26 protein-coding genes are annotated in these 25957 nt (G+C 63.1%); 13 read left to right on the plus strand and 13 right to left on the minus strand.

Annotated elements, in window-relative coordinates; all coding sequences use genetic code 11:
* Window positions 1-15 precede the first annotated feature (15 nt).
* A complete protein-coding gene (gene treS / locus DYI37_RS00785; RefSeq protein ID WP_116681292.1) occupies window positions 16-3342 on the plus strand; it encodes a maltose alpha-D-glucosyltransferase in 3327 nt (1108 codons plus the stop codon).
* Complete coding sequence (gene glgB / locus DYI37_RS00790) at window positions 3339-5564, plus strand: 1,4-alpha-glucan branching protein GlgB (protein ID WP_116681293.1); 2226 nt, start codon at window positions 3339-3341, stop codon at window positions 5562-5564. The genes treS and glgB overlap by 4 nt, the downstream gene beginning before the upstream one ends.
* A 124-nt stretch (window positions 5565-5688) precedes the next feature.
* On the opposite strand, the gene DYI37_RS00795 is transcribed toward glgB, so the two are convergent.
* From DYI37_RS00795 to DYI37_RS00830, 8 genes are all read right to left on the minus strand, one after another.
* Entirely contained in the window at window positions 5689-6033 is a 345-nt protein-coding gene (locus DYI37_RS00795; protein WP_199520049.1) for a DUF1289 domain-containing protein, read from the minus strand.
* A 187-nt stretch (window positions 6034-6220) separates the two neighbouring features.
* Window positions 6221-6667: an iron-responsive transcriptional regulator RirA gene (gene rirA, locus DYI37_RS00800; protein WP_116681294.1), complete on the minus strand. Its 447-nt coding sequence runs from the start codon at window positions 6665-6667 to the stop codon at window positions 6221-6223.
* Between the two features lie 217 nt (window positions 6668-6884).
* Window positions 6885-7793 carry an ABC transporter substrate-binding protein gene (locus tag DYI37_RS00805; RefSeq protein ID WP_116681295.1) on the minus strand — a complete coding sequence of 303 codons (909 nt, stop codon included), beginning with the start codon at window positions 7791-7793 and terminating at the stop codon, window positions 6885-6887.
* Window positions 7794-7814: 21 nt separating this feature from the next.
* Window positions 7815-8540 (minus strand): ABC transporter permease, encoded by a 726-nt coding sequence (locus tag DYI37_RS00810; protein ID WP_116681296.1) that lies wholly within the window; start codon window positions 8538-8540, stop codon window positions 7815-7817.
* A complete protein-coding gene (locus DYI37_RS00815; RefSeq protein ID WP_116681297.1) occupies window positions 8537-9181 on the minus strand; it encodes an ABC transporter permease in 645 nt (214 codons plus the stop codon). The genes DYI37_RS00810 and DYI37_RS00815 overlap by 4 nt, the downstream gene beginning before the upstream one ends.
* Window positions 9178-10287 (minus strand): ABC transporter ATP-binding protein, encoded by a 1110-nt coding sequence (locus DYI37_RS00820; protein ID WP_116681298.1) that lies wholly within the window; start codon window positions 10285-10287, stop codon window positions 9178-9180. Before DYI37_RS00820 ends, DYI37_RS00815 begins: the two co-directional genes overlap by 4 nt.
* Window positions 10288-10502: 215 nt before the next feature.
* Window positions 10503-10886: a response regulator gene (locus DYI37_RS00825; protein WP_245413717.1), complete on the minus strand. Its 384-nt coding sequence runs from the start codon at window positions 10884-10886 to the stop codon at window positions 10503-10505.
* 20 nt (window positions 10887-10906) lie between these two features.
* Complete coding sequence (locus DYI37_RS00830) at window positions 10907-12001, minus strand: sensor histidine kinase (protein WP_245413718.1); 1095 nt, start codon at window positions 11999-12001, stop codon at window positions 10907-10909.
* Window positions 12002-12547: 546 nt separating this feature from the next.
* On the opposite strand from DYI37_RS00830, the gene DYI37_RS00835 reads away from it, so the two are divergent.
* The 3 genes from DYI37_RS00835 to gph all read left to right on the plus strand — a co-directional run bounded on the left by DYI37_RS00835 (window position 12548) and on the right by gph (window position 15726).
* The gene (locus DYI37_RS00835) at window positions 12548-13351 is read left to right on the plus strand and encodes a GNAT family N-acetyltransferase (protein ID WP_116681300.1); all 804 of its coding nucleotides are present in this window, start codon (window positions 12548-12550) and stop codon (window positions 13349-13351) included.
* Between the two features lie 164 nt (window positions 13352-13515).
* Complete coding sequence (locus tag DYI37_RS00840; RefSeq protein WP_116681301.1) at window positions 13516-14889, plus strand: sensor histidine kinase; 1374 nt, start codon at window positions 13516-13518, stop codon at window positions 14887-14889.
* A gap of 156 nt (window positions 14890-15045) precedes the next feature.
* Window positions 15046-15726, plus strand: coding sequence for a phosphoglycolate phosphatase (gene gph / locus DYI37_RS00845; protein WP_199520050.1), 681 nt, complete (start codon window positions 15046-15048; stop codon window positions 15724-15726).
* Between the two features lie 741 nt (window positions 15727-16467).
* Here the strand turns inward: gph and DYI37_RS00850 are convergent.
* A complete protein-coding gene (locus DYI37_RS00850; protein WP_116681303.1) occupies window positions 16468-16680 on the minus strand; it encodes a cold-shock protein in 213 nt (70 codons plus the stop codon).
* Window positions 16681-16954: 274 nt separating this feature from the next.
* Between DYI37_RS00850 and DYI37_RS00855 the strand changes: the two genes are divergently transcribed.
* The 6 genes from DYI37_RS00855 to DYI37_RS00870 all read left to right on the plus strand — a co-directional run bounded on the left by DYI37_RS00855 (window position 16955) and on the right by DYI37_RS00870 (window position 20228).
* Window positions 16955-17578: a pyroglutamyl-peptidase I family protein gene (locus DYI37_RS00855; RefSeq protein ID WP_116681304.1), complete on the plus strand. Its 624-nt coding sequence runs from the start codon at window positions 16955-16957 to the stop codon at window positions 17576-17578.
* 121 nt (window positions 17579-17699) lie between these two features.
* On the plus strand, window positions 17700-18056 hold the full coding sequence (locus tag DYI37_RS19725) for a hypothetical protein (protein WP_147307840.1): 357 nt from the start codon (window positions 17700-17702) through the stop codon (window positions 18054-18056).
* Between the two features lie 7 nt (window positions 18057-18063).
* Window positions 18064-18879, plus strand: coding sequence for a class I SAM-dependent DNA methyltransferase (locus tag DYI37_RS00860; protein WP_245413719.1), 816 nt, complete (start codon window positions 18064-18066; stop codon window positions 18877-18879).
* A 53-nt stretch (window positions 18880-18932) separates the two neighbouring features.
* Window positions 18933-19073 (plus strand): hypothetical protein, encoded by a 141-nt coding sequence (locus tag DYI37_RS19860; protein ID WP_158555049.1) that lies wholly within the window; start codon window positions 18933-18935, stop codon window positions 19071-19073.
* 237 nt (window positions 19074-19310) lie between these two features.
* Window positions 19311-19793: a hypothetical protein gene (locus DYI37_RS00865; RefSeq protein ID WP_116681306.1), complete on the plus strand. Its 483-nt coding sequence runs from the start codon at window positions 19311-19313 to the stop codon at window positions 19791-19793.
* A gap of 183 nt (window positions 19794-19976) precedes the next feature.
* The gene (locus tag DYI37_RS00870; RefSeq protein WP_116681307.1) at window positions 19977-20228 is read left to right on the plus strand and encodes a hypothetical protein; all 252 of its coding nucleotides are present in this window, start codon (window positions 19977-19979) and stop codon (window positions 20226-20228) included.
* A 13-nt stretch (window positions 20229-20241) separates the two neighbouring features.
* Here the strand turns inward: DYI37_RS00870 and DYI37_RS00875 are convergent, their stop codons facing one another.
* Complete coding sequence (locus tag DYI37_RS00875) at window positions 20242-21165, minus strand: DMT family transporter (RefSeq protein WP_116681308.1); 924 nt, start codon at window positions 21163-21165, stop codon at window positions 20242-20244.
* 534 nt (window positions 21166-21699) lie between these two features.
* Here DYI37_RS00875 and DYI37_RS00880 point away from each other — a divergent pair.
* Window positions 21700-22143 (plus strand): hypothetical protein, encoded by a 444-nt coding sequence (locus DYI37_RS00880; protein ID WP_116681309.1) that lies wholly within the window; start codon window positions 21700-21702, stop codon window positions 22141-22143.
* Between the two features lie 194 nt (window positions 22144-22337).
* Window positions 22338-22826, plus strand: coding sequence for an SRPBCC family protein (locus DYI37_RS00885; RefSeq protein ID WP_116681310.1), 489 nt, complete (start codon window positions 22338-22340; stop codon window positions 22824-22826).
* A gap of 171 nt (window positions 22827-22997) precedes the next feature.
* Here the strand turns inward: DYI37_RS00885 and DYI37_RS00890 are convergent, their stop codons facing one another.
* The 3 genes from DYI37_RS00890 to trxB form a co-directional block, all read right to left on the minus strand.
* Window positions 22998-23810, minus strand: a complete 813-nt coding sequence (locus DYI37_RS00890; protein ID WP_158555050.1) for a metallophosphoesterase — start codon at window positions 23808-23810, stop codon at window positions 22998-23000.
* A 100-nt stretch (window positions 23811-23910) separates the two neighbouring features.
* Window positions 23911-24807 (minus strand): LysR family transcriptional regulator, encoded by an 897-nt coding sequence (locus DYI37_RS00895; protein ID WP_116681312.1) that lies wholly within the window; start codon window positions 24805-24807, stop codon window positions 23911-23913.
* Between the two features lie 86 nt (window positions 24808-24893).
* Window positions 24894-25865 (minus strand): thioredoxin-disulfide reductase, encoded by a 972-nt coding sequence (gene trxB / locus DYI37_RS00900; RefSeq protein WP_116681313.1) that lies wholly within the window; start codon window positions 25863-25865, stop codon window positions 24894-24896.
* Window positions 25866-25957 lie beyond the last annotated feature (92 nt).

Raw genomic sequence — 25957 nt, forward strand, 5'->3', positions numbered from 1 at the left:
AGGCAGTAGAACGCGATGAACGAAATCGTCTCCCCCACCTCGCTCGATCCCTCGGGCGGAATCGATCTGGACGCTCCGGACTGGTACAAGGATGCAATCATCTACCAGCTCCACGTGAAGACCTTCGCCGACTCCAATAGCGACGGCATCGGCGATTTCGCGGGGCTCCTGTCCAAGCTCGATTACATTCAGGAACTCGGCGTCACGGCGATCTGGCTGTTGCCGTTCTATCCCTCGCCCCTGCGCGACGATGGCTACGACATCTCCGACTATCGCTCGGTCAATCCGTCTTACGGCAATATCGAGGATGTGGAGCGCCTGATCGAGGAGGCGCACAAGCGGGGCATGAAGATCATCACCGAGCTGGTGATCAACCACACCTCCGACCAGCATCCCTGGTTCCAGGCCGCCCGCAACGCGCCGAAGGGCTCGCCCGAGCGCGACTTCTACGTCTGGGCGGACGACGACAAGGGCTACGATCTCACCCGCATCATCTTCACCGATACCGAGACCTCGAACTGGACCTGGGACCCGGTCGCCAAGCAGTATTTCTGGCACCGCTTCTTCTCGCACCAGCCCGACCTCAACTTCGACAATCCGAAGGTGATGGAGGAGGTGCTCTCCGTGATGCACTTCTGGCTCGACAAGGGCGTGGACGGACTGCGCCTCGACGCGATCCCCTATCTCGTCGAGCGCGAGGGCACGAACAACGAGAACCTGCCCGAGACCCACGACGTCCTGAAGGCGATCCGGGCCGATCTCGACAAGCATTATCCCGACCGGATGCTGCTGGCGGAAGCCAATCAGTGGCCCGAGGACACGCGCCCCTATTTCGGCGATGGCGACGAATGCCACATGGCCTTCCACTTCCCGCTGATGCCACGCATGTACATGGCGGTCGCGCAGGAAGACCGGCATCCGATCACCGACATCATGCGGCAGACGCCGGAGATCCCGGAAAACTGCCAGTGGGCGATCTTCCTGCGTAATCATGACGAGCTGACCCTCGAAATGGTGACCGAGGAAGAGCGCGACTATCTCTGGTCGACCTATGCCGCGGACAACCGCGCCCGCATCAATCTCGGCATCCGCCGCAGGCTCGCGCCCCTGATGGGCAACGACCGCCGCAAGGTGGAGCTGCTGAACGCGCTTCTGATGTCGATGCCAGGCACGCCGACCGTCTATTACGGCGACGAGATCGGCATGGGCGACAACTACTATCTCGGCGACCGGGACGGCGTGCGCACGCCCATGCAGTGGTCCGCCGATCGCAATGGCGGCTTCTCGCGGGCCGACCCGCAACGGCTCTACCTGCCCGTCATCCAGGACGCGATCTACGGCTACCAGGCTCTGAACGTCGAGGCCCAGTCCACCAATTCGGCGTCCCAGCTGAACTGGATGCGCCGCCTGATCCAGGTTCGGCGCACCAAGGAGGCGTTCGGGCGCGGCACGATCGACTTCCTCTTGCCGTCCAACCGCAAGATCCTCGCCTACCTGCGTGAATACGGCGAGGAGAAGGTGCTGATCGTCGCCAACCTCTCCTCCTCGGCCCAGGCGGTGGAACTCGACCTGTCGGGCCATACGGGTGCGACGCCGGTCGAGATGCTGGGGCTCTCCGCTTTCCCGCAGATCGGCAATCTTCCCTATATGCTGACCCTGCCGGCCTACGGCTTCTTCTGGTTCGACCTGTCGGCATCGGGCAAGGGCCGCTCGGACGCGCCCGTACCGCTGCCGGCCTTCTCGACGCTCGTCTCGCCCGGCGACCTGAAGTCGACGATCGGCGGGCGCAATCTCACGGAGCTGAAGTCGGTCCTGCCCGAATTCGTGGGCAACCAGCGCTGGTTCGCGGCCAAGTCCGAGGCGCCGAAGGCGATCGACATGCAGGTGTTCGGTCCGCCGTCGCCAGGTGCGAAACGCCATCTGTTCACCGAGGTGAGGCTCGACGCTAAGGACGGCGAGCAGCGCTATCTCCTGCCGCTGTCGGTGGAATGGGGCGAGCACCATCTCAACGCCCATTCGCCAACGCTGCCCTACACGGTCTCGAAGATCCGTCAGGGGCCGCATATCGGCGCGCTGATCGACGGTGCACGCAGCGGCGAACTCGCCAAGCTCGTCGTGGCCCTGATCGCTGGCGGCAAGACCGTCGAACTCGATGCCGGCCGGCTCCAGGTAGAGGCCTCCGAGAGCGAGAAGGAGGCCCTTTCCGAGGCGCTTCTCGTCGATGCCGATGCGATCCGGGTTCTTTCGGGAGAGCAGTCGAACACGTCGGTCCTGATCGGCAGCACGGCGATCCTCAAATATTACCGGCGGCTTCGCGATGGCATCCAGCCGGAGCTGGAGGTGACGCGGTTCCTGACCGAAAAGACCGATTTCGATGCTGCGCCCGCGCTCTACGGGTCGATCGAGCTTATTCGTGAGGACGGCACGCAGACCGCGATCGCGGCCCTCTTCGAGCAGGTCCAGAACCAGGGCGATGCCTGGACCGTCATCGTCGACGCGCTCGCGCGTTACCTGCGCGACCATGCCTATCACCGTCCCGACGCGGAGACGGAGATCGCGGAAGACGAAGAGGGCAACGAGCGCCAGCTGATGATCCAGATCGATCCGGGCGAAGTGCTCGGTCGGCGCACCGGGGAGATGCACGCGGCGCTCGCCACGACGACCGGCGATGCGGCCTTCGATCCCGAACCGCTGGACGACGAGAGCTATATGAAGCTCGTCGGCGAAGCGAAGGCGGAAGCTGCCGATGCGCTCAAGGTTCTGCGCGATGCCCGCTCCAGCCTTCCAGCGGACGAGATCGACGCGGTCGACCGGCTCATCGGCTCGGAGAAGGACATCCTCACCTGGTTCGATCGCTTCGGCGGCCTGAAGGTGCGCACCAACAAGACGCGCATCCACGGCGACTATCACCTCGGTCAGGTTCTCGTCGCCAAGAACGACGTGGTCATCCTCGACTTCGAGGGCGAGCCGGGGCGCTCGCTCGAAGAGCGCCGCGAGAAGTTCTCCCCGCTTCGCGACGTCGCCGGCATGGTCCGTTCCTTCGACTATGCCGCGTTCGCCGCACGCGACCGCGCCGGTCCGGTGGACGAGCAGACCGCCGAGCGTCTGAGGGACATGTCCCTGTCCTGGCGCGACGAGGTGACGGACGCATTCCTCGCCAACTGGAGCAAGGCATCGGGCATTTCGCTTGAGGATGAAGGAACGGAACAACTCCTCGATCTCTTCGTCCTCCAGAAGGCGTTCTACGAACTGCGCTACGAGGCGGCCATGCGTCCGGCCTGGCTGTCGATACCGCTCCGCGGCATCATCGCGCTTCTCGAAAAAAGACAGGTTTTGAAATGAGCTCCATCAATCCGGCTTCCACGACAGAACACCGGCCTGACGAGAGCCAGGCCTGGGAAATCGGGCGCGGCGTGCATGGCGATCCGTTCGCCGTGCTCGGCAGGTTTTCGACGCAGGGCGGCGCGATCGTCCGCGTCTACAGGCCGGGTGCGGAAGGCGCGGCAGTGATCGACGGGTCGGGCAAGGAACTCGGCCCGCTTGAGCCTTTCGGACCCGAGGGCTTCTATTCCGGCTTCGTGCCCGGCCTCTCCGCAGGTGATCCCTACCGCTTGCGCTATGTCCATGGTGGCGAGACCTGGGAGGAGGAGGACCCCTACCGCTTCGGCCCGATCCTCGGCGAACAGGACCTGCATCTCATCGCCGAAGGAAACCACTACAAGCTCTACGAGAAGCTCGGCGCTCATCCCAAACATATGGACGGTGTTGAGGGAACCTCCTTTGCCGTCTGGGCTCCGAATGCGCGACGCGTTTCCGTCGTCGGCAACTTCAACTCCTGGGACGGACGGCGGGCGGTGATGCGCCGACGCCACGAATGCGGCGTCTGGGAGCTCTTCATCCCCCATATCGGCAAGGGCGAGGTCTACAAATACGAGGTCATCGGTGCCGATGGCACGATGCAGCCTCTCAAGGCCGATCCGGTCGGTTTCTATCAGGAGCAGGCGCCCTCGACGGCTTCGATCGTCTCCGGTCTCGTCGAGCATGACTGGAAGGATCAGGACTTCCAGTCCCACGCCGCGGACTGGCAGGATCGCGAGAAGCCGGTCTCGATCTACGAGGTGCATCTCGGCTCCTGGCAGCGCGGACCCGACAACACCTTCCTCACCTATGAGGAATTGGCGGAGAAGCTTGCGGCCTATGTGAACGAGATGGGCTTCTCCCATGTCGAACTCATGCCGATTTCCGAACATCCGTTCTACGGGTCCTGGGGCTACCAGCCCATCGGCATGTATGCACCGACCTCCCGTTACGGATCGCCCGAGGAATTCGCCGGTTTCGTCGATCTCATGCACCAGAAGGGGATCGGCGTTCTGGTGGATTGGGTTCCGGGGCATTTCCCGGTCGACACGCACGGACCCGGCCAGTTCGACGGGCAGGCGATCTACGAGCATCCCAATCCGAACCGGGGATTCCACAAGGACTGGAACACGCTGATCTACGATTACGGTCGGCCGGAGGTGAAGAACTATCTCGTGGCGAACGGCCTCTATTGGCTCGATCGGTTCCATGTCGACGGCCTGCGGATCGATGCCGTGGCCTCGATGCTCTATCTCGACTATTCGCGCAATCACGGCGAATGGGAGCCGAACATCCATGGCGGCCGGGAGAACCTCGAGGCCATCGCGTTCCTGAAGGACACCAACGAGCGCGTCGGAGAGTATTTCCCGAAGGCGACGACCCATGCCGAGGAGTCGACGGCGTTCCCGGACGTCTCGCGTCCGACCTATGCCGGCGGTCTCGGTTTCCACTTCAAGTGGAACATGGGCTGGATGCACGACACCCTGCATTACATGCAGGAGGACCCGATCAATCGGCGCTACCATCACCATCACATGACCTTCGGAATGGTCTATGCCTATTCCGAGAATTTCGTCCTTCCGATCAGCCACGACGAGGTGGTCTACGGAAAAGGCTCGATGCTCAACAAGATGCCGGGCGACGAATGGCAGAAGTTCGCCAATCTTCGCGCCTATTACGGCTTCATGTGGACTCATCCCGGCAAGAAACTGCTGTTCATGGGTCAGGAATTCGGTCAGTGGCGGGAATGGAACCACGACCAGTCCCTCGACTGGCACCTGCTCGACGAGGGCGAGGGGCGGCACGAAGGCCTTCGCCAGCTCGTGCGTGATCTGAACACGGCCTATCGCGAGATCCCGGCGCTGCACGAGCTGGACTGCGATCCGGCCGGCTTCGAATGGGTGGATACGGCCAACAACGAGCAGAGCGTGCTGGCCTATGCGCGAAAGGACCGGGAAGGACGCACCGTCCTCGTGGTCTGCAATTTCACGCCGGTGCCGCGCCACGAATATCGCGTCGGCGTTTCGAAGCCCGGCTTCTGGGCCGAGCGCCTGAACACCGATGCCGAAGTCTATGGCGGATCGAATGTCGGGAACATGGGAGGGAAAGAGGCCGAGGAGCATTCGGTCCACGGTCGTCCCTATTCGGTCTCGCTCAGTCTGCCGCCGCTTGCGACCATCGTGCTGGTGCATGAGGGCGAGGCGTAGGCGCAAGACTACCAGAAAATCGCGATCAGTATGAGAGCCGGTGTGCCGCCACGGTGCACCGGCTCTTTCCATTTCAAGACATGAGCGGAAGGCCTCTGGCCATCGCGGACGCAAAGGAGACGGCTTAGGATCGATCCTCGCGGGGCTCGCTCTCGGCTTCCTCGATCTCGATCGGACAGGGAACGCCCTCGCGTTCGCATTTGTGGCGATAGGTATAGGCCCAGAAGACCGGGTTGCGGCCGATCTCGTGGAGGCGCGCCATGAGGCCTTCGATGAAGGCCTTCTTCTGCCCGGCGCTGCCCGATTGCGGGAACATCTGCTTTTCGATCTTCGTCATCGAGCAGCCGATGCACCGGCCCTGCCGCTTGTATTTGCACACATCGATGCAGGGGCTCGGCGCGCGTGCCCACAATTCGGCTTCGGCTGCGGAAAGATCGTCACGGGAAGGCGATGTCGTCTGTTCGGTCACGGCTCATCCGTCGACTGCATGGTTGAAGGGGCATCGGAGGGCACTGCCATCCTCACGATTCTAGGCAGGCACCCGGCGAAACGACGGCCCGCTCTTCTCCGGTTCACATGGTATCGAACGATCCTGCGATCGAGAGCGACAAGACCCTTCGGCAGCCGAAACGGGAAGGAGATGAGCAGGCTATGGATCAAGCGGCTGCGGCCGGTTCGATCCCCAGCGTGCGGTGCAGATAGGCCTTGTTCTTCGTGAGATCGGCGATCGTGTATCGACCGAGCGTCGACAGGAAGGCTTCGAGCGCCTGACGAAGGGCGCTGTTCAGTTCGCAGCTGTAGATGAGCGGGCAGTCGGCTCCGGCTTCGAAGCATTCTGCCATGGTGAAGCTTTCCTCCGTCAACTCCACCACTTCGCGAAGGTTGATCTCGTCGGCGGCACGCCCGAGGCGAATACCGCCATTGCGACCCCTAACGGTCGAGACGAGACCTGCGGAAACCAGCGGCTGAAGGATCTTGAACATGAACGGCTCGGGCGCCGAATAGGCCTTCGCGACCTCGCCGAGCCGGCTCAGGCGATCTGGGTTCGCAGCCAGATACATCAGGATGCGGATCGCGTAATTGGTCTGGCGGGTGAGGCGCATGGACTGTCCTGATCAAACACGAGTTGCTTCGTCCAATTTAGAACCTCTCCAGACTGTTGGGAAGGGGCTCAAGGAGAAGTTCCCGTACGGGCCCCTTACCAAGGGCCCGAAGGGTTGCGTGTTCGCTGGCCGAAGCCCGGCGTATCGGGGGGCGACGAAGCCCCCGGACACGCCGGGTTGTTCTGGCGCCTTCGTGCAAAAGGCGTGGCCTTTCGCGTCAGTTGAGACCGTTTTCGGTCAGCCAGTCCTCCGCCACAGCGTCATAGCCCTCGTGCTGTGCGAGGCGGCCGTTCATTTCGACCAGATCTTCCGTCGTCAGCGCCTCGGAGACGGCATCGAGAGTGCTCGATATGTCGTCGGTCAGCTTGGCTTCGGCAATCAGCGGAACGATGTTCTGAGCCGAGAAGAGGTTCTTGTCGTCCTTCAGAACGACGAGATCATTTGCCGCGATCGCCGGATCGGTCGAGAAGAGATTGGCCGCCTGCACCTGTCCGTTGACGAGGGCCGAGAGAGTCAGCGGGCCGCCGACATCGAGCGGCTTCATCGACTTGAAGTCGATGCCGTAGACCTCGTTGAGACCGACGAGCCCTTCGTGACGCGTGCGCCATTCGGGTGCGGCGCCGACGACGATCTCGCCGCCGACCGGCGCGATGTCACCGATGGTTTCGAGACCATACTTCTCTGCAGTCTCGCGCGTCACCGCCAGCATGTCGCTGTTCTGGGCGTCCGATGCCTCGAGGATCGTGACGCCATCGGGCAGGGCCTCTTTCAGGGCCTCGAGCACCTCGTCCGGCGCATGGGCCGTCGACTCCTTGTTCAGATAGCTGAGGAGCGCGCCGGAATATTCGGGCAGGAGATCGATCGAGCCGTCGAGCAGGGCCGGGATATAGACCTCGCGGCTCCCGATATTGAGGCGCGTTGCGACGTCCATTCCCTTTGCCTGAAGCGCCTTGGCATAGATCGTCGCAAGGAGCTGGCTCTCCGGGAAATCGGCCGATCCGACGGTGACCGTCGCACTGCCGGAGGCATTGCCGGAGGTGCCGGACAGGGGGTCGGCCGTCGCCGAAAGCGAGGAGAAGGCGAGAAGTGAAAGCGCGAATGCGCCTGCGACCGTGGGCTTGAACATGGCTGGGCCTTTCGGAAAGAATCAGGATCGATTGGGCTTCAGAAGACGTCTGACGGTAGAGAACCGGTTTGTGCCGCGCCGAGTCAAACCTCGCGAGACGGTGGCGAATGCGACAAATTCGATCAGAAGATCGACGACGAGTGCGAGAAGGGCGACGAGGATCGCCCCTGCAGCCATCTGGCTGTAATCGTTCTGGGCCCTCCCATCGATGATGAGACGTCCGAGCCCGCCGAGCGAGACATAGGCCGCGATGGTCGCCGTCGAAATGACCTGCAATGTCGCGCCCCTGAGGCCTGAGAAGATCAGGGGCAGGGCGCAGGGAATCTCGACGCGAAGCAGAACCTGGAGCGGCGTGAACCCCATGCCTCGCGCCGCATCGACCGCCGCCCGGTTCGCATTCGCGACGCCCGAATAGGTGCCGGTCATGATCGGCGGCACGGCGAGAAGGATCAGCACCACGAGGCTGGGAACGATGAAGGCGAGATCGGATGCGAAGACCGGGGCGAAGAGGATGACGAGGAGGACGATCAGGCCGAGGCTCGGCAGGGCCCGCAGCACGTTGGCGGCGCCCGCGATGACGAATTCTCCCCGCCGCGTATGGCCGACATAAAGACCGATCGGAACCGCGATCGCGCTCGCCAGGAGAAGTGCCGCGAGCGTGTAGACGACATGCTGCCAGATCAGCGTCGGCGCGCCGTAGGGACCGGACCAGTTCGCCGGGTCGAGAAGCCATTCGAAGAGGATCATGCTGGGCGCCGCTCCCAGGGCGTCAGCTTGCGCGAGAGAAAGAGCACGAGGGCGTCGAGAGCGGCGGCAAGGGCGACGCTGAGAACGATGCCGGCGATGATCGGCGTCAGGAACTGAAGCTGCAGACCCTGGGTGAACAACGAACCCAGTTGCCGCGTGCCGACGAGCGCGGCGACCGACACGATGCTGATATTGGAGACGAGGGCGACGCGAAGACCACCTGCGATCACGGGGATCGCGAGGGGAAGTTCGACCGTCAGAAGTCGGCTCAACGGCCGATAGCCCATGGCGTTCGCCGCCTGCAAAGTCTCGCGCGGAACCGAGCCGAGCCCATCGCTGACGGTGCGCACGAGAAGGGCGAGGACATAAATCGTCAGCGCGACGACGACGTTGATCGGATCGAGGATCTGCGTTCCGAGGAACCAGGGCAGAAGCACGAACAGGGCAAGCGAGGGGATCGTGAAGAGCAGGCCGACGAGATTGAGCAGCGGACCGCGCCAGACCCCGCTTCTGTGCACCAGCCAGCCGAGGGGGAGCGCCAGGGCAAGGCCGATCGCGACGGGGACCGCAGAAAGCCAGAGATGGCGCACGAACAGATCGAAAATCATGTCCGATTCGCGCCAGAGCCAGTCGAAGTTCATGAATGCCGCTCCGCGCCCGTCCGGTGCAGCGGAGCGAGGATACCGCCGAGATCGCCGAGCGCGATCGTTCCGCGAAGCGTTCCGTCGGTGTTCGTCACCACGCCGCGTCCCGACGGTGAGCTGAGGGCCGCATCGAGGAGTTCGCGCATGCTCCCGTCCATGGGGGCAAGGGTGCTCGAAAGGTTGAGGTCGTCCTCGCGCACCGGGCCGCGCAGGCGCGCGATATCCGTCCAGCCGAGCGGGCGGTGCGCCGCGTCGCAGACGAGAACCCAGCCGTCGATCGCGGCCTCTGCTGCCTCGGCCGGACTGGCACCCAACTGAACGACCGGTTCGCTCGCCAGCTTCAGGCCGTTGTCGATCGGCGCGAAGCCCAGGTGACGATAGCCGCGATCCCGGCCCACGAAATCGGCGACGAAACCATCGGCCGGGCGAACCAGAAGTTCGCGAGGCGTCGCGACCTGGGCGAGTTCGCCGCCCTCCCGCATCACGGCGACCTGATCGCCGAGCTTCAGGGCTTCGTCGATATCGTGGGTCACCATGATGATCGTCTTGCCGATCTCGCGCTGCAGGCGCAGGAATTCGTCCTGGAGCTGGCCCCTGACGATCGGATCGACGGCGCTGAAGGGCTCGTCCATCAGCATGAATTTCGGGTCGGAGGCGAGGGCCCGCGCCACACCGACACGCTGCTGCTGGCCTCCGGACAGCTGCCAGGGATAGCGTTCGGCAAGGCTCGCCGAGAGGCCCACCTGCTCCAGGAGGTCGAGCGATTTTCGCCTGGCGGTCTTCCGGTCGATGCCGGCGAGACGTGCGGTCGTCGCAACGTTCTGCGCCACGGTCCGGTGGGGAAAGAGCCCGGCATGCTGAATGACGTAGCCGATGCGGCGGCGCAGCTGCGCCACGTTCATTCGATCGGTCGGCTCGCCGTCGAGGGTGATCGTCCCGGAACTCGGGGTCACGAGACGGTTGACCATTCGCAGGGAGGTCGTTTTGCCGCACCCGGACGGTCCGACGAGAACGGTCAGCTTGCCGGTCGGGGCGACGAGATCGAGGTTCCGAACGGCGGGCGCGCCATCATAGAGCTTCGTCACGCCCTGAAATTCGATCATTCCTGCGTCCTAACGTCTGGCCGATCGTCTTTGCCGCGAAGACCGAGACCGATATGTGCCGGGGAGGACAGCCGCTTCGGCTTTCGAACACCCGATGGATAGTACAATGCCGATCGTCTGGGCCGGCATCTTCCAGGAATGGTAAGCTTCCGACACCGGTTTTCCACCCTGCGATATGTCGAAGGCGGATGTTCCGGGTCCGGGAAGGGACGGAATCAGGACGCTGTGCGGATCTGGCCGACGAGATCGACGATCGCGGTCGGTCCGTAGGGCTTTGAGAGAAAGAGAGCGCCGGCCGGAAGCTCGTCGGCGGAGAAACGCTGATGGCCCGAGACCACCACGATGGCGATGCCCTGCCACTCCCGGTGGACGCGATGTGCGAGCTCCAGGCCGTCGATGGAGCCCGGCATGTAGACATCCGTCAGGAGAATGCCGACGCCGTCCGTCGCTTCGAGGACTGCGAGTGCCTGATCGGCATCGACCGCCTCGATCACGTCGTAGCCCGCGTCCTCCAGCGTTTCCACCACATCCATTCGCAAAAGAGGTTCATCCTCCACGACGAGAACGGTTTGCGGCTTCGCTGTCATACTGGCTGTCATGGGGCTTCGTTCGGATCTGGCTACGGTTTCGTCTGCGATCTGGTGGTCGCTTCGAGAACGTAGACGACGCCTTCACGCCGGTAGTCGATCGAAGCATGACCGTCGAAATAGGACGGAACCACCCGCGTGGTAAGTCTTGATCCGAAGCCGCTGCGTGACGGCGGGACGACAGGCGGTCCGCCGGTCTCGGTCCAGCGAAAACTCGGCGCTCCGACCTCGTTCAGCCACCACTCGAAACGAACATGTCCGCTCTCGCAGGACAGGGCACCGTGCTTGACGGCGTTCGTCGCAAGCTCATGGATCGCCAGCGAGAGGCCGAGCGCCTGTTGCGCGGAGAGGGGAAAGGATGAACCCTCCAGCGTGACCCGTCCACGCTCGTCGCAATGGGGCAGGAAGGCCGCCTCGGCCACCTTGCCGACATCCGCTTCTTCCCAGTTGCTGTCGGTGAGGGCGTCCTGGGCGCGGGCGAGGGCATCGATGCGCTGGGAGGCGAGACGGGCGCCGTCCTTTACGTCATGGGCATGGCGCAGGCTCTGCGTGACGACGGACTGCACCATCGCCAGCGTGTTCTTCATCCGGTGCGTGAGTTCGCGCTGGAGGACCCGCTGGCGCTTCTCGGCTTCCATCAGGGACGATAGCGCGCTGTTTGCCCGACTGACCTCATCGGCAAGCGCCTCGCGATGGCGAACCGCATCCGTGGTTTCGCGGACGATGTTCATCACGCCTGCGACATTGCCCGCATCGTCGAAGAGCGGGCTGTAGGAGAAGGTCCAGAAGGTTTCGACCGGATGGCCCGAGCGCACCAGGTGGAGCGGCAGATCCTCGAACCAGGTGCCGCGCCCCGCCAGCGCCTCCCCGACGATCGGCTCGACGTCCTCCCACACATCGCTCCAGATGTCCGCGAACGGTTGTCCGAGGACCTGCCGGTTTCGATCCTTCAGGATGGGCAGGTAGTCGTCGTTGTGAAACTGCAGAAGATCGGGTCCCCACCAGAAGCAGATCGGCTGCCGGGTGGCGAGCACCGTCCTCAGCGTGTTGACGAGCGCCATCGGCCAGGTCTCGATCGGACCGATGCTCGTCGCTTCCCAGTCGAAGGCCCGAATCTCATCGCCCATCGAGCCGCCGCCCTGAAGCCGGCACGGAGCGCTTGCTTCGGACGGGTGATCGGACAAACGAGTGTGTGGCATGCTCAGGCGGCTCCGGCGTCAATTCTGAAGACCGATCGACAGGAGCCGAAACAAGAAAGCGAACCCTCCGATCGCACCGGCCGGAATGGGCGAACACCCATACCGTTTCCTCGATCGTCCACAGACACCAAGGATAGCATGCCACAGCTCAACGCGACATCGCCGCAAGGGCGAGCGTGACGAAAAGGTCGGGTCCGAAGGCAAGTATCCACACTGAAGGCTGGCTTCATTTCGCGAGGTGTTCAGACGATAAAGGCATTCGTCATTCGACAGGAGATCGGAAAGCTTGTCGACGCCGTTGGTGTTGGTATTGAAGCACGACCGGCGCTTCTGCTCCGGAAAGTGCCGTGCGGTTGATCGTCGGCTTCGATTCCTCGCAAACCTTCCATCACATAGAACTGCTGGTTGGAAGCAGCCATCGACTTGGCTATCCAGTCGATGGATATGATAAAGCCGAGCGGAGATTAGAGTGCGATGAACGATCGTGGGGGAGCTTTGGCGCTGTCACCGAAGCTGGAGATCCTCGCCGCCCCCGGCGCCGCGAGGAAGGATCTGGACGAGGCTGCATCGCGTGTCATCGACCTCTTCCTCCAGCGCGAGGCGGAATTCGGCGTTCACCCCTCCGTAACCATTCATTACCCTGATCTGAAGGACACCTCGGCGCAGAGTTTCTTGGCTGATGCGGCCGACCACGTCTCCCGGCAAGCGGATGAGATGGCCCGGAATGGTCGGCCCGCCGAGCGCATCGTCGTCTTGACGACCTATGGCGACGTCGTTGCGCCTTCCTTCCAAGCTGCCGGCTACGCAATCATCCCAATCGACATGCCGGCTGGGCCGGATCATACCTGCGCCTTCGTGCTTGGTCCCGGTGAACCGTCCGAAGGGATGCGGACGCTCTATGTCGAGGCTGTGAACGAAGCCGACGAGAAGATCCGGCCGACCTTTATCCTGACGTTTAAGGACGAGACTGGCGACCTCCTGGCCGGGGCGTGCGGAACGATTCACGAGCGTGATGGGCGTCGCTATGCCTATCTCGCCACCTTGACGACGTCTGCCCGAGCCGACAAGGGCACAGGGACGATGCTTGCGGGCGAACTCATGCGGTTCCTTAGGGAAGCCGGGGTTTGCACCGTTCATCTGGGTACCCAGACAGCTGCCGCCTTCTATCGGAAAGTCGGGTTTGGCGTCGACCATCGCCTGGTTCGGGGAATGCGTACCCGCATGGTGGACAGGTGTGAGCTTCGAGACGATCTGGTCATGTTGTCGATGAAGCTCTGAACCTCGATGCACGTTGCGCAGGCCAGCTTTCTGCAACGAATGTGCTCATCAGCCGATTGATCGTCCGCCTTAACCTTTCGCGAACGCATTGTTTCTTGTCGGGCAAATCAGTTAGAAGTACGCGTTGACCGCCATACGGCGCACATCCGAGCAGAACTGCGCCTATGCCGACCTCCACCAAGTTCAATCGCGCGCTGCTCCACACGATAACGCTGCCCCTCGACGGTGTGCTCGGATACGCCGCGGTCGCATGTGCGGTCGGCAGCGTTGCGGTCCTGCGGCAGATGGCGGGGTTCGAACTTCTTCCCTACCTCTTCTTCATTCCCGTGATTCTGATCAGCTCCGTCTTCATCGGGTCGGCGGCCGGGGTTTTCGCTACGTTTCTGGCGACCGTCCTAGCCGGCTTCTCCATCTCGGAGGTGGGGAACCCGTTCATGCTCCGGGGTCAGCAATGGACGACGCAGTTTCTGTTCGTCGCGGTCAATCTCGGCATCGTCGCCTTCGGCGCGAACCTCAGGCGCTCCGTGCTGCAACTCGACGCGCTCTCCGAAGCGCGCCGCGATGCGCTGGAGCGCCTTGCGGCACAGACGGCCGAGCGTGACCGCCTGGCGACGATCGTCGAGCAGTCGAAGGATTTCATCGGTTATGCCGATCTCGATGGGCGGATCCAGTATGTGAACGAAGCGGGACGCCAGTTGATCGGGCTGGCGGACGATCCGAGGCAGACCGAGATCGCTCACCATCTTGTCGCCGACGATCGGAGCCGTCTTCATTCCGAGGTCCTTCCGACGGTCTCGAAGGAGGGATCCTGGGCGGGGGAAATGCGCTTCGAGCACGCCTCGGGCGAGGAACCCATCCCCGTTCGCTACAATCTCTTCATGCTGTTCGACACCAGCGGGGAGCCGGTCGGATACGGCACGGTGACGACGGACCTGCGCAAGGAGAAGGCGGCGGAGGCGCAGCGCGAGGCGCTGACCCGCGAACTCGCCCACCGGATGAAGAACACGCTCGCAATGGTCCAGGCGATCGCAGCCCAGACGCTGCGGACATCGAGCGACCTGCCTGCGGCCCGTGCGGCGATCTCTTCACGGCTGTCCGCGCTTTCGAGGGCGCAGGACATCCTGATGGAGACCAATTGGAAACATGCGGACATCCGCGGGGTCATCGATGCCGCGCTCGCTCCCCATCTGAACGGCGAGGGCCGGTTCACGTTGACCGGCCCCCATCTCGAACTCGACGCACCCCGGGCCCTCGGATTGTCGCTGGCAGTGCATGAACTCGCGACGAATGCGACGAAATATGGCGCACTTTCGAACGAGACGGGCCGCGTCCTGATCGAGTGGAGTTCGAAGGACCGGAGTTTCGACTTCGCCTGGACCGAACGGGGCGGCCCGGTCGTCGGTATGCCGGGAAGCAGCGGTTTCGGCTCCAAGCTTCTCGAACGGATCGTCGCCGCCTATTTCGAAGGCGCGACCTCAATCGATTTCGAACCGGACGGTGCCCGTTTCACCATCAAAGGCCGACTCGGCAAGATCTGAGCTGGCCTCTGCCGCACCGCGCCGGCATCAAGGGACGTCCGACACCGCAGGCCGTGAGCGGCCCGAAGGGTCGATGATTTCGGCTTGCATGCACCCCAGCCATAAGCCCAAGAGGACTGGCGACTGAAACCGGGGACGAGGGCGAAGACCATGACGATGACGACCTACCGACCGCGAGCGGTCCTCTTCGATCTCGACGGAACGCTCATCGATTCGATTCCCGATATCCAGGAGGCGCTCAACGACGCGCTCGCCGAGAGGGATATCGATCCCTTCGATCGAGCGAGCGTCCGCGTCATGGTCGGTGGCGGAACAGGCATCCTTCTCGAGCGCGCGCTCCTTCGCCGCGGCGTTTCGATCGAGGACACCGAGCGGGATCGCCTGGTGTCGCGCTTCCTCGAATTCTACGAGCCGAGAGCGAGCAGGCTGACCACTCTGCTTCCCGGTGCACCGGAGGCCCTTGCGGCCTGCCGGCGACGCGGCATGAAGGTCGGGCTCGTGACGAACAAGCCGGCAGCGCCTTCGCGGTCGATCCTCGAAGCGTTCGGCCTCCTCGCAGATTTCGACCTGATCGTCGGCGGCGATGCGGGGCCGGCGAAGAAACCCAACCCCGATCTTCTGCTCCATGCCGCCGAGCGCCTGGATCTGTCCGCCGGCTCCTGCCTCTTCGTCGGCGACAGCGAGAACGATGTCGAGGCGGCGAGGGGCGCCGATATGCCGGTCGCCGCCGTCGAGAACGGATATACGCAGCTTTCGATGGACGAAATGGCGCCGACCTATCGCCTGGCCTCGCTTCATGATCTGGACGCTTTGCTCGAAGCCCTGCCGCAGGTCTGATCCACGCCGCAGCCTGCTGCGGAAGATCGGTGACGGGTTCGAGGCGAAACGGCGGTGAGAGCCCGCGTTTTCGGAAACTTCCTCACCCGCCCTTGCAATGGCGGTTCGAAAGAATATGTCGAAATCATGATGCGGCGTTCGCACCGACGAGGATGGTGCGTGAAAGGACATCATGACGATGAACTATCGCTATGCGGAAAACGTCGTTCTTGCGGCCACGATCCTGGGCTGGGGTGCTGTCGTCACCGCCGCTTTGCTGAACTGAATCGAGCGGTTCGAATGTTGCGGCAGCGGACGCTCGTTCGTCATCGAGCGGGCCTGTCGGCTTGATGGGCTCCGAGCGCTGATGCATCGCGGCTCCTTATGGAGGCGGTTCTGTTCCGGTAAGGGCTGTCGCTTTTGCTCGGATTTGATTGTCGTTCGCTTGCTGCGTGCACCAATGGCGCGGAATGACTGCGTGAGGTCGAACAGCTGAGGCTGATGCGGTCTTCAGATCGGCTCAGGCCCGCTAGGCGCTCCAAGACACGACCGTTGTCGAGCGAGCCGTCGACCCTGCATGACCTCGCGATGGATGGGCGTCGATCCTGTGTGTTATCATCCGGGACCGAGCCGGACAGCGCTGCTGCCAAAAGCGAGAACTTTCGACGCAAAAAAGGCGCGGACGGCCGGGGTCCACGCCTTTCGGATTCAAATGGCACTGCGTCAGCCCCGATGCGCGTGAGCGCATCGAGAGGTCCGACTTCAGGCGCTTTCGAGATTGACCGCCTTCGGGCCTTTGCCGCGCTTGTCCGGCTCGGTTTCGAAGGACACCTTCTGGTTCTCTTCCAGTCCGGTCAGGCCAGAAGCCTGGACTGCGGAGATGTGAACGAAGATGTCAGCGCCACCGTTGTCGGGCTTGATGAAACCAAAGCCCTTTTCGGTGTTGAAGAATTTGACCGTGCCGGTCTGAGCCATTGTCGGAACCCTTGATCCTCAGCATTCGTAGTCGCCCAAAGGGCGGTGGCAGGCAAGTCTTGTACCAAGGAAGGAGCCTACGGATCGCGGCGGAGCCGCTCGGAAGAAGCGCTTCCGATGCGCATATCGTCCATACCTAGTGTTCGCGAAATTGCCCGAACACCATGGAGGATGCCTTGTGTGCAGCCTATTGGCAAGTGAAACTTTTCTATAATTGCACGCTCTCTATATGCTTCGCGCGTGAAACTTCCCGAAGGGAGCATGCAGACTTTCCATGTCGACGATTCTTGCCGGCTTCTCCGCATTTCCGGGAGCGCCTTTCAACCCCTGCGCCGATCTCGTGGAGAGTCTGAATAATGGACACGCTTCGGGCGGTCTCCTTCCCGTTCTCCTGCCGGTCGGGTGGGATGAGAGCTGGGCGACGCTGAAGTCGGCGATCGAGGCCGAAAGGCCGCGAAACGTCGTGATGTTCGGTCTCCATGCGAAGGCCGAACGGGTGCGGATCGAGCTCCGCGCCGCAAACAAGCGGGAACTTGGACGGGAGGATGCCTTCGGCCGGTTTCCTGCCGGGCCGAGCGTTACCGACGGGCCCGCGCATCTCGATGCGAAGCTTCCGTGGAATGGGATCGCGGCGCTTCTGCGCGAGGGCGAACTCGACTTCGAATGGTCCTGCGATGCGGGTGGCTATCTCTGCAACGACACGCTCTATCGGCTCTGCCGCAATGCCGGTGCGCTCGGCGTCGAGCGCTACGGCTTCGTCCATGTCCCGATGAGCGACGAGAGAATCGGCGACGTAGTGGCGAGCGGAGAAGAGTTGCCGGTGTGCTTCAACACGGTTCCGGCAGCCAAGCTGGTTCGCTTCGCACGCGGTCTCGCTTCCTATCTCGAGGCGAACTGACGCCTGGATGCGTTTCGGCCGCGAACGAGACGACCGGGGCGCAAGATGTTGTGGACGCTGAAGAAGCGGGGAACGGAACGCAACAAGATCTGTTATCGGATCAACGATCACGGAGACCGATATGTCCTTTTTCAGAACCAAGGCGACAGGCGCTGCCGCCGTCGCATTTTCCGCAGCTCTCGCATTGTCCACCGCCGCCGTCGCGCAGCAGGGTTTCGAGGAGCGGCCGTCTGATTTCAGTGCCGCGACCACGGTCGACAGGAGCATGGAGCGCGGCTCCGGCAGCCAGTTCTACGGCCTCCCGGGGGTCGACGTCTCGGATGGTGCCGGCCGCGTGGGTGTTCGCGGACCGGGCGGGTTGGAAAACAATGTCGGCGCCATCGGCATGGCGACGCCCTCGATTTCGAGTGAGAACCCGCTGCCGCTCCAGCGTGACGGGACGGCTGGTGGCGGCGGCTTCACCATCGGTCGTTACTGAGACCGGCGTGACGGATTTCGACGAAGAGGCGCTCGGCGCCGCGTACGAACGGGGTCTGAAGGCCGAAAAGTCAGACGACGTCGAGGCGGCCGCCGAGGCTTATCGCGAATGCCTTCGTCTCGATCCAGCCGATCATGTGGGCGCGACGATCAGGCTGGCGGGGCTCGGCCTGGTCGAGCCGCCCGCGAGCGTCGGGCACGCCTATGTGTCGACCCTGTTCGACCAGCATGCCGAGACCTTCGACGATATCCTCGTGCGGCAACTGCATTACCGGGTGCCGGAGATGGTCGGTGCCGTTCTGCGCCGCGACGGCCGGCGCTATGCGAACGTGCTCGACCTTGGATGCGGCACCGGACTGACCGGGGCTGAAATCGAGGATCTCGTCGATCATCTCACCGGTGTCGATCTCTCGGAGGAAATGGTCCGCGTCTCGGACGAACGCGCCGTCTACGACCGTCTTTTCGTCGCCGAGGCCGTCGATTTTCTGCGCCGTCACGAACCCGGAACGGTGTTCGATCTGATCGTCGCGACCGATGTCGTTCCCTATCTCGGCGCGCTCGAGCCTTTCCTGTCCGGGCTCTATGACCGGCTCGAAGGCGGGGGCAGGGCCATTTTCTCGACCGAGACGATGAGCGACGAAGCCTTGGCCGGGCGCCCCTATGCAGTCGGCCGCGATCAGCGCTTCCATCACGGTGAAAGCTATCTGCGCAATGCGCTGCTCGCCCAGGGTTTCGATGTCGATCACTTCGAAGAGATCGTGGTTCGGTTGCAGGAGGGCAAACCCGCGCCGGGCCATCTCGTCATGGTGTCCAAGCCTGTTTGAATTCGCATTTCTCCGGTCGAACCGACCATCACCTCACCAACCGAAGGCACATCATGACCTATGCGCTGACGATCGCCATGACCGCAATGCTTCTTCTTTCCGGCTGCTCGCAATCCAATTTCCGGGCGGCAACGGCTCTCAACAGCGACGAGACGCCGTCCGATGGCATCGTTCCCGGACAGGTGGCTGAATAGACGGATATCGTCATGCGTGGTTGTGCGGGACTGCGGCGATGAAAATCTCCGCGTAAGTCTCGCGGGTTAGGACTGGGCCGGGTTCATTCCGGCCCTTTTTCCTGTCCCGGGGTCCCTGCCATGCGTCGATCCGCACTTCGTTCTCTTCTGGTCGCAGCCGTCCTCGGCTGCAGCAGCGGCGGGTCTGATGCAGGCCCCGTCGCAGGATGGTCCGCCGGCCCGGACGCGGATGCGACCATGGCCGTCGGTCAGATCTTCAAGTGCGAGGGCGAGGACTGCGCCGGGGGATTTACATGCCTTCATGCCGCAGCGCCGCCGCGCCCGCCCGGCGCCAGATGGCTGAAGATCGAAGACGTGACGAGCGAGACGGTCTGGCCCTGGCTTGCGGTCGAAACCTGGCTCGGGACGAAGCTCAACGAGATCAGGCCCGGCACGGTGCCCGATCCATCCCTGCCGGTCGGACAATGGGCCTCGAAGGACGATCCGATCACCTTCGATCTCGATGGTGAGGGTTTCGCGCGCCGCGTCTACAGCCCCTATGTGAGGAACCGCGATCTTTCGGTTCCGATCTGGTTCTGGACGTCGAAGGGACGACTCTTCACCCTGTTCTGCGCGATCGAGAACGCGAGCCTTGCGGACGTTCGAGAACCGATCCACCGGCTGCTGTCCGACCTTCATGTCGGCGAGCCCGTTCGCGACGATATCCCGACGCGGTTCTGATCGGCTCTTCGCCGGGGTTCGCCGGGCGAGGGGAGATCGGGAACCTTGGCGGGCTCCACTCGTCTCCTCTCCAGATAAACCTCGTTCAAATGGAGCCCGACGATGCGCCTCTCAACGGTTCGTACCGCTTGCCTCGCCCTATCGGTGAGCTTGATCGCAGCCTCCGCGTCCAGCGCACAGGAGATGCTCAACAGCAGGGGCTATCCCGTCGTCGGTGTCAAGCTGTCGGAGCGGGAACTGGATCGGAGCCGGCCGGTGCGCCTCTCCGATGGGCGCGTGGTTCTGCGTCCGCGCAGCGCAGGTCTCCCGTTCCTCTTCGGCCTCGGCGATGCCTCCGGCGCCCCTTCGGGCCTGCCGACGGTGAACGGCGTCACGCCGTCCGTTGCCGCATCGACGCCCTCCGGCGGTCTCGTGCCCGGCCAGACGCCTCGCTGAAGGATCGCGTCGCCTACATCGGAGGCGTGTCGAGAGAGCGGCGTCTCCGGGCAAGACGCCGTTCCCTGAACCAGATCACGATGCCGGCGCCCGCGACGATGATCGCGCCACCGATCGTTCCGGCCTCAGGCCACTGACCGAAGACGAGAATGCTCGAAATCGTCATGTAGACGAGGAACACGTAGGTGAACGGGGTGAGGGCGGATGCATCCGCGTAGCGATGCGCCCTCGTCAGGAGTTCGTGGCCCGCCCAGCCGAAGCCCCCGATGCAGATCAGGATCGTCGTCGTCCACCAGTCTTCCGGAGTGATCCAGAGGTAGAGTGCGAACGGCGCGAGCACGAGCGTTCCCACCAGCCCGCTATAGAATTGCATCGTCTCCGGATGGACCGTCCCTGACAGCTTGCGAGTCAAAAGCGTGTAGAGGGCGACGAAGAACGCCCCGAGCAGCGCGATGAAGACCGCCCAGTGGAAATCTTCCTGCAGAGGATCGATGGCGACCACCACGCCGACGAAGCCGACGGCGATCGCGCCCCAGCGCCACGGCCCCACCTTCTCGCCGAGGATCGGCCATGAAAGCGCGCAGATGAAGATCGGCGCGGAGAACATGATGGTGGCCGTGAGCGTCAGCGGCAGATAGTAGAAAGCCGTGAAATTCGAGATCGTCGAAAGCATCAGGAACACGGCGCGTAGGATCACGAGACCCGAGTTCTCGGATCTGAACCGATCGGGATGCAGTCCATCTTTCGCGATGAGCCCGAAGGAAATCGCGAAATGCCCGAGATATCGCATGAACGCGACCTGGAGCGCCGGCAGGCCTGCGAGACCGAGCCATTTGGCGCTCGTATCGATGCCGCAGAAGCCGATATAGGCGACCAGCATCATCCCTATTCCCAGAGCGACCCTGTCTTCGTTCGCACGGGTTGCCAGTCCTGCCATTCATTCGCATCCCAGAGCATCGGACCGAAACCTGAAGACGGTCTTCGGACCATCCGACGCGTCGACCGGAAACCGGATCCCGTCGACAAGCATCGCTCGTCTACCGCATCGCTGCGCAGGCTGTCATCTCCGCCTCCGATCCGGACTTCATTCATCGAGCACGGGCTTTGCGGGAGCTGGCGTCTCGCTCCCATCCGAAAACGTTCTCCGCGAACTGAAACCATCGAGCCTCTCGCTCCTCTCGGAACGATTAGCCAGGCAGCGGAATAAGGTCCCATGCGCCGCCATTTTCGGGGTCGACCATACCAAAGCGCTTGGACGGCGAGGCTTATCACCTTCATGTGATTGTCGCGCCGGGCGAAACAGACAGTCAAGACAACGTGATGCAACGAAGTTTGCCGTCAAACGTCTTTCTTCTCGAAGATCGCGCTCGGTGAGACGGCAAGAGCCAACCGAGCGTCGGACGTACATCAAGATAGGACGTCTCTCCTCGATCCTGGTCGTTACCGGAGGGGAGTGAAAGGACAAAAAGACATGTTGAAGAATCTCACCATCGCCGCCCTGTTCACCGCCACTTCGGCTTTCGCTCTGCCCGCGATGGCGCAGACGACGACCGAGACCCAGACGATCGTTCCGGGCAGCGAAGCTCAGATCGATATGAACGAGTCGGCCACGCGTGAAGGTGTCGCTGCGGAGAGCACGGTCGACCTGAACCGTCCGGAAAATCCGGCTGCCGCACCTTCGGCCGACCAGATCGTGCCGGGCAGCAGCGCCGGGGTCCGCGCTCAGGAGGCCGAGACGCGCCAGTCCGTCGCCGAGGGCACCGAAGCCAACACCACGACCGATGCCGCGACCGGAGCGTCCGCCGATGCGCCGCTCGTCCCGGGCTCGGGTGCGACCTTCAGCGAGAGCACTGCGGTCGAGGGCCAGGCTGACGTCCTGCAGGATCAGGCAACGACGCCCGCCAGCCAGAACTAACAGTCGATCAATCGACACCACGGCGCTTCCGGACCTTGTCCGGAGGCGCTTTTTTTGTGCCCGGCGGGAGTATGCGACCAAAGTCGACCGCCTTGGACGCGACCGGGCCTGTGGAGGAGCTGAGACCGCGTTAGATAATGCCGTGTTCCAAGGAACAGGCTGTCGAGCGACAGGACAGAAACTAGGAGGAAATCATGAAGAAGACGGTTCAGATCTGCGTGCCCCTGGTCGGTGCGATGCTTCTGGCCTCTCCGGCATTCGCTCTGGAGGTCGTCGAGTCGAAGCAGGTCGACGCGACGCCGGAAAAGACATGGTCTGCGGTGGGAGATTTCTGCGCCATCGCCGAATGGCATCCGGCCGTGACGAAGTGCGAGGAGAGCGAGGCCGACGGAACCACTCAGCGTACGCTGACGCTCGACGGGGGCGGCGAACTGGTTGAGCAGCTCGTCGAGCGCGACGACGACGCGATGCGCTACACCTACAAGATCGTCAGCGGCCCGCTTCCGGTGAAGGATTATGAGTCCACCATCTCCGTGTCCGGCAACGACAACCTCTCGACGATCGCCTGGGAGGGCTCCTTCGACGCGGCTGACGGTGCATCGGATGCCGACGCGGAGAACGTCATTCGCGGCATCTACACTGCCGGTCTCGACGGCATCGCGAAGCGCGCAGCAGGCATGTGATCTGATCGATTCCGTCGCTCCGACGTGGAGTGACACAAGTTCATTCTCGACCCGCGCCGGTTCTTCCGCGCGGGTCTTTTCGTTTTGCTGGCGCGTTCGGCACTGGCCGGCTTCGGAGGTTCGGACCGAAATCGATCGAGTGCCGATAGTCTCGCCGGGTGAGTGGATGCGTCAGCGCGGGGGAAAACGGTCGAGGACCGTTCCGAAGCCCCGATCGAGCGGTATCGCGGAGTTCGGGAAGGCCGACCTCTCATCTGCGGAAACGAAGGCGATCGTTCCGGCGACCCGGTCGATCAACGCCGCAGTGAGAACCCGGCCGAACACGGCCGCCGTATCGATCGAGATGCGGTTCTCGGTCACGACCGGCCGTCCGCCCTTCTGAGGCCTATGCCCGTGAACGATCACGTGGCTGAGACGGCCTTCATGCTTCAGGAACGGTGCCCTGATCCATGCGCAATCGTGGTCCGTCTGCTCGAAGACGGATCTTCGCGGATCGATCCCGGCATGGACGAAGGCGAAATCACCTGCGATGATGATTGGATGCGCCGCCTCGATCAGCTCCAGATGGCCGGGCGACACCCGAAGGACGTGCTCGCGCGCAGCCAACCTGTCCCGGATCGACGCGACGTCGTAGCTGGAAAGCGTTTCGGAGCCTCCTTGGTCGAGCCAGTGCGCATAGTCGGCCTCGTCCATCTCGGCGGACAGAAATCGGCGAAACCAGAGATCGTGATTGCCGATGACGAGGCGCGATCCTTCGCGGCGGTTCAGCAAGTCGCAGGTTCTGTCCATCACGCCCCGGCTGTCGGGACCCCGATCGACGAGATCGCCGAGGATGTAGAACGCCGCGTCACCGAAGCCTTCGATCGCTGATACGCCGTCGATCAGTCGGTCGAAATGCCGGGACATGCCGTGAATGTCGGCGATCGCCACGATCCGGTTCGGCAGACCGCAGGCATCGAGGCTGACAGGGTATCTGCCAAGCATCGGAAAGAATTGGGTCTGTGGATCCATATGCGAGGGACGCCGTAAAGGCCGGAATGGTTCCCGAACATGCCGATCATCTCGGGCGCGGATCTGCGCCCGATCAGAATGCCCAGGTTCGCGACTTGGAGATCAGGAAGTCGCGGAACACCTTCAGCTTTGCCGAATTGCGCAATTCATCGGGATAGCAGAGGAAGGTGTCGAAGGTCGGCATCTCGATCTCGGGCAGGATCTGGACCAGCTTCGTGCGCTGGTCGATCATGTAGTCGGGCAGGAGCCCGAGGCCGATGCCGCTCTCGATCGCGGAGCGGATGGCAATGAGATTGTTGATCTGGAGGATCGGGGAGCGCGGCTGTCCCGTTTCCCTCCCAATGGTCTCCAGCGTGTTCAGATTGCGCAGATAGGGCGGAGCCGGTTCGCCGAAGGTGATGATCCGGTGCTGGTCCAGTTCCTCGATCGTCTGCGGTGTTCCGAACCGCGAGATGTAGCTCGGCGCAGCATAGACATGCAGGTGCACCGTGAAGAGCCGACGCTGGATGAGATCGGGCTGCTGCGGCTGGCGCAGGCGGATCGCGGCATCCGCCCGGCGCATAGTCAGGTCGATCTCCTCGTTATCGAACATCAGCTGCAGTTCGATCTCGGGATAGAGTTCGAGAAATTCCTTGGACCGCTCGGTCAGCCATCCCGACCCGAGACCCACCGTCGTCGTCACGCGCAGCTTGCCGCTGGGCTTCTCCTTGGTCTCGGTGAGTTGCATGCGCACGGCCTCGAGCCGCTGCAGAACGTCGTTCGCCGTTCCGAACAGCATCTCTCCCTGCTCCGAGAGCACGAGGCCACGGGCGTGGCGATGGAAGAGGGGAACGCCGACCTCGCCTTCAAGCGCCGCCACCTGACGGCTGATGGCCGACTGGCTCAATCCGAGGTATTCCGACGCGCGGGTGAAGGAACCGGCCTCGGCTGCTGCGTGGAAGATCCGCAGTTTGTCCCAGTCGAGGGCCATGATCCTGTTCCGCTCTGTTCCGCCTGGTTGATCCGTCAGTTAATGCTGCACTGCACAATGGCAAATCGCCGAGTCCGGGTCCAGCCTCATTCGGCGGCAGCGCGCACCGTTTCCATCGCCCGGGCCTGCAGCCAGCGTTCGGCATCGAGCGCCGCCATGCATCCCATTCCGGCGGCGGTCACCGCCTGGCGCCAGGTATCGTCGGCAACGTCGCCGGCGGCGTAGACACCTTCGATGGATGTGCGCACCGTGCCTGGCTCCACCCAGAGATAGCCCGAGGCCTTCTGCTTCAGCTTGCCCTCGAAGAGCTCGACGGCCGGCGAATGGCCGATCGCGATGAACACGCCGTCCGCGTTCATATCCTCGCTCTCGCCGGTCCGAGTATCCTTGATCCGCACACCGGTGACAGAGCGCATCGGCTTATCGACACCGAGGATCTCCTCGATCTCGCCGTTCCATCGCGTATGGATGTTTTCGGCCGCGAACAGGCGATCCTGGAGAATGCGCTCGGCGCGCAGTTCCTCACGGCGGTGGACGAGCGTGACGGACCGCGCGATGTTCGACAGGTAAAGGGCCTCCTCGACGGCCGTATTGCCGCCGCCGACCACCACCACGTCCTTGCCGCGATAGAAGAAGCCGTCGCAGGTGGCGCATGCGGACACGCCATAGCCCTGGAACTTCGCCTCGCTTTCGAGCCCGAGCCACTTGGCCTGGGCGCCCGTCGCGATGATCAGTGCGTCGCAGGTGAAGACATCGCCCGAATCGGCGGTAAGGCGGAAGGGCCGCTGGTCGAGATCGGCTTCCACGATCAGGTCGTTGACGATCTCGGCGCCGACATTCAGCGCCTGCGTCTTCATCTGCTCCATCATCCACGGTCCCTGCACCGGGTCCGCATAGCCGGGATAGTTCTCGACATCCGAGGTGATGGTCAGCTGCCCGCCTTCCTGCAGGCCGGCGATGATCAGCGGCTTCAGCATGGCGCGGGCGGCGTAGATCGCGGCGGTGTAACCGGCGGGGCCGGATCCGAGGATCAGAACTTCCGAGTGACGTGCGGCCATGGCGGCTCCTCTCGATTGGCTATCGGTCCACGCACCGCAAATGGCCCGCCCGGACGCTGGCTTCAATAAAGGAGCCGGCGAAGCCTCGCAAC

Origin of the sequence: Fulvimarina endophytica, from assembly GCF_003403015.1 — a bacterium.
GTDB classification, from domain to species: Bacteria; Pseudomonadota; Alphaproteobacteria; order Rhizobiales; family Rhizobiaceae; genus Fulvimarina; species Fulvimarina endophytica.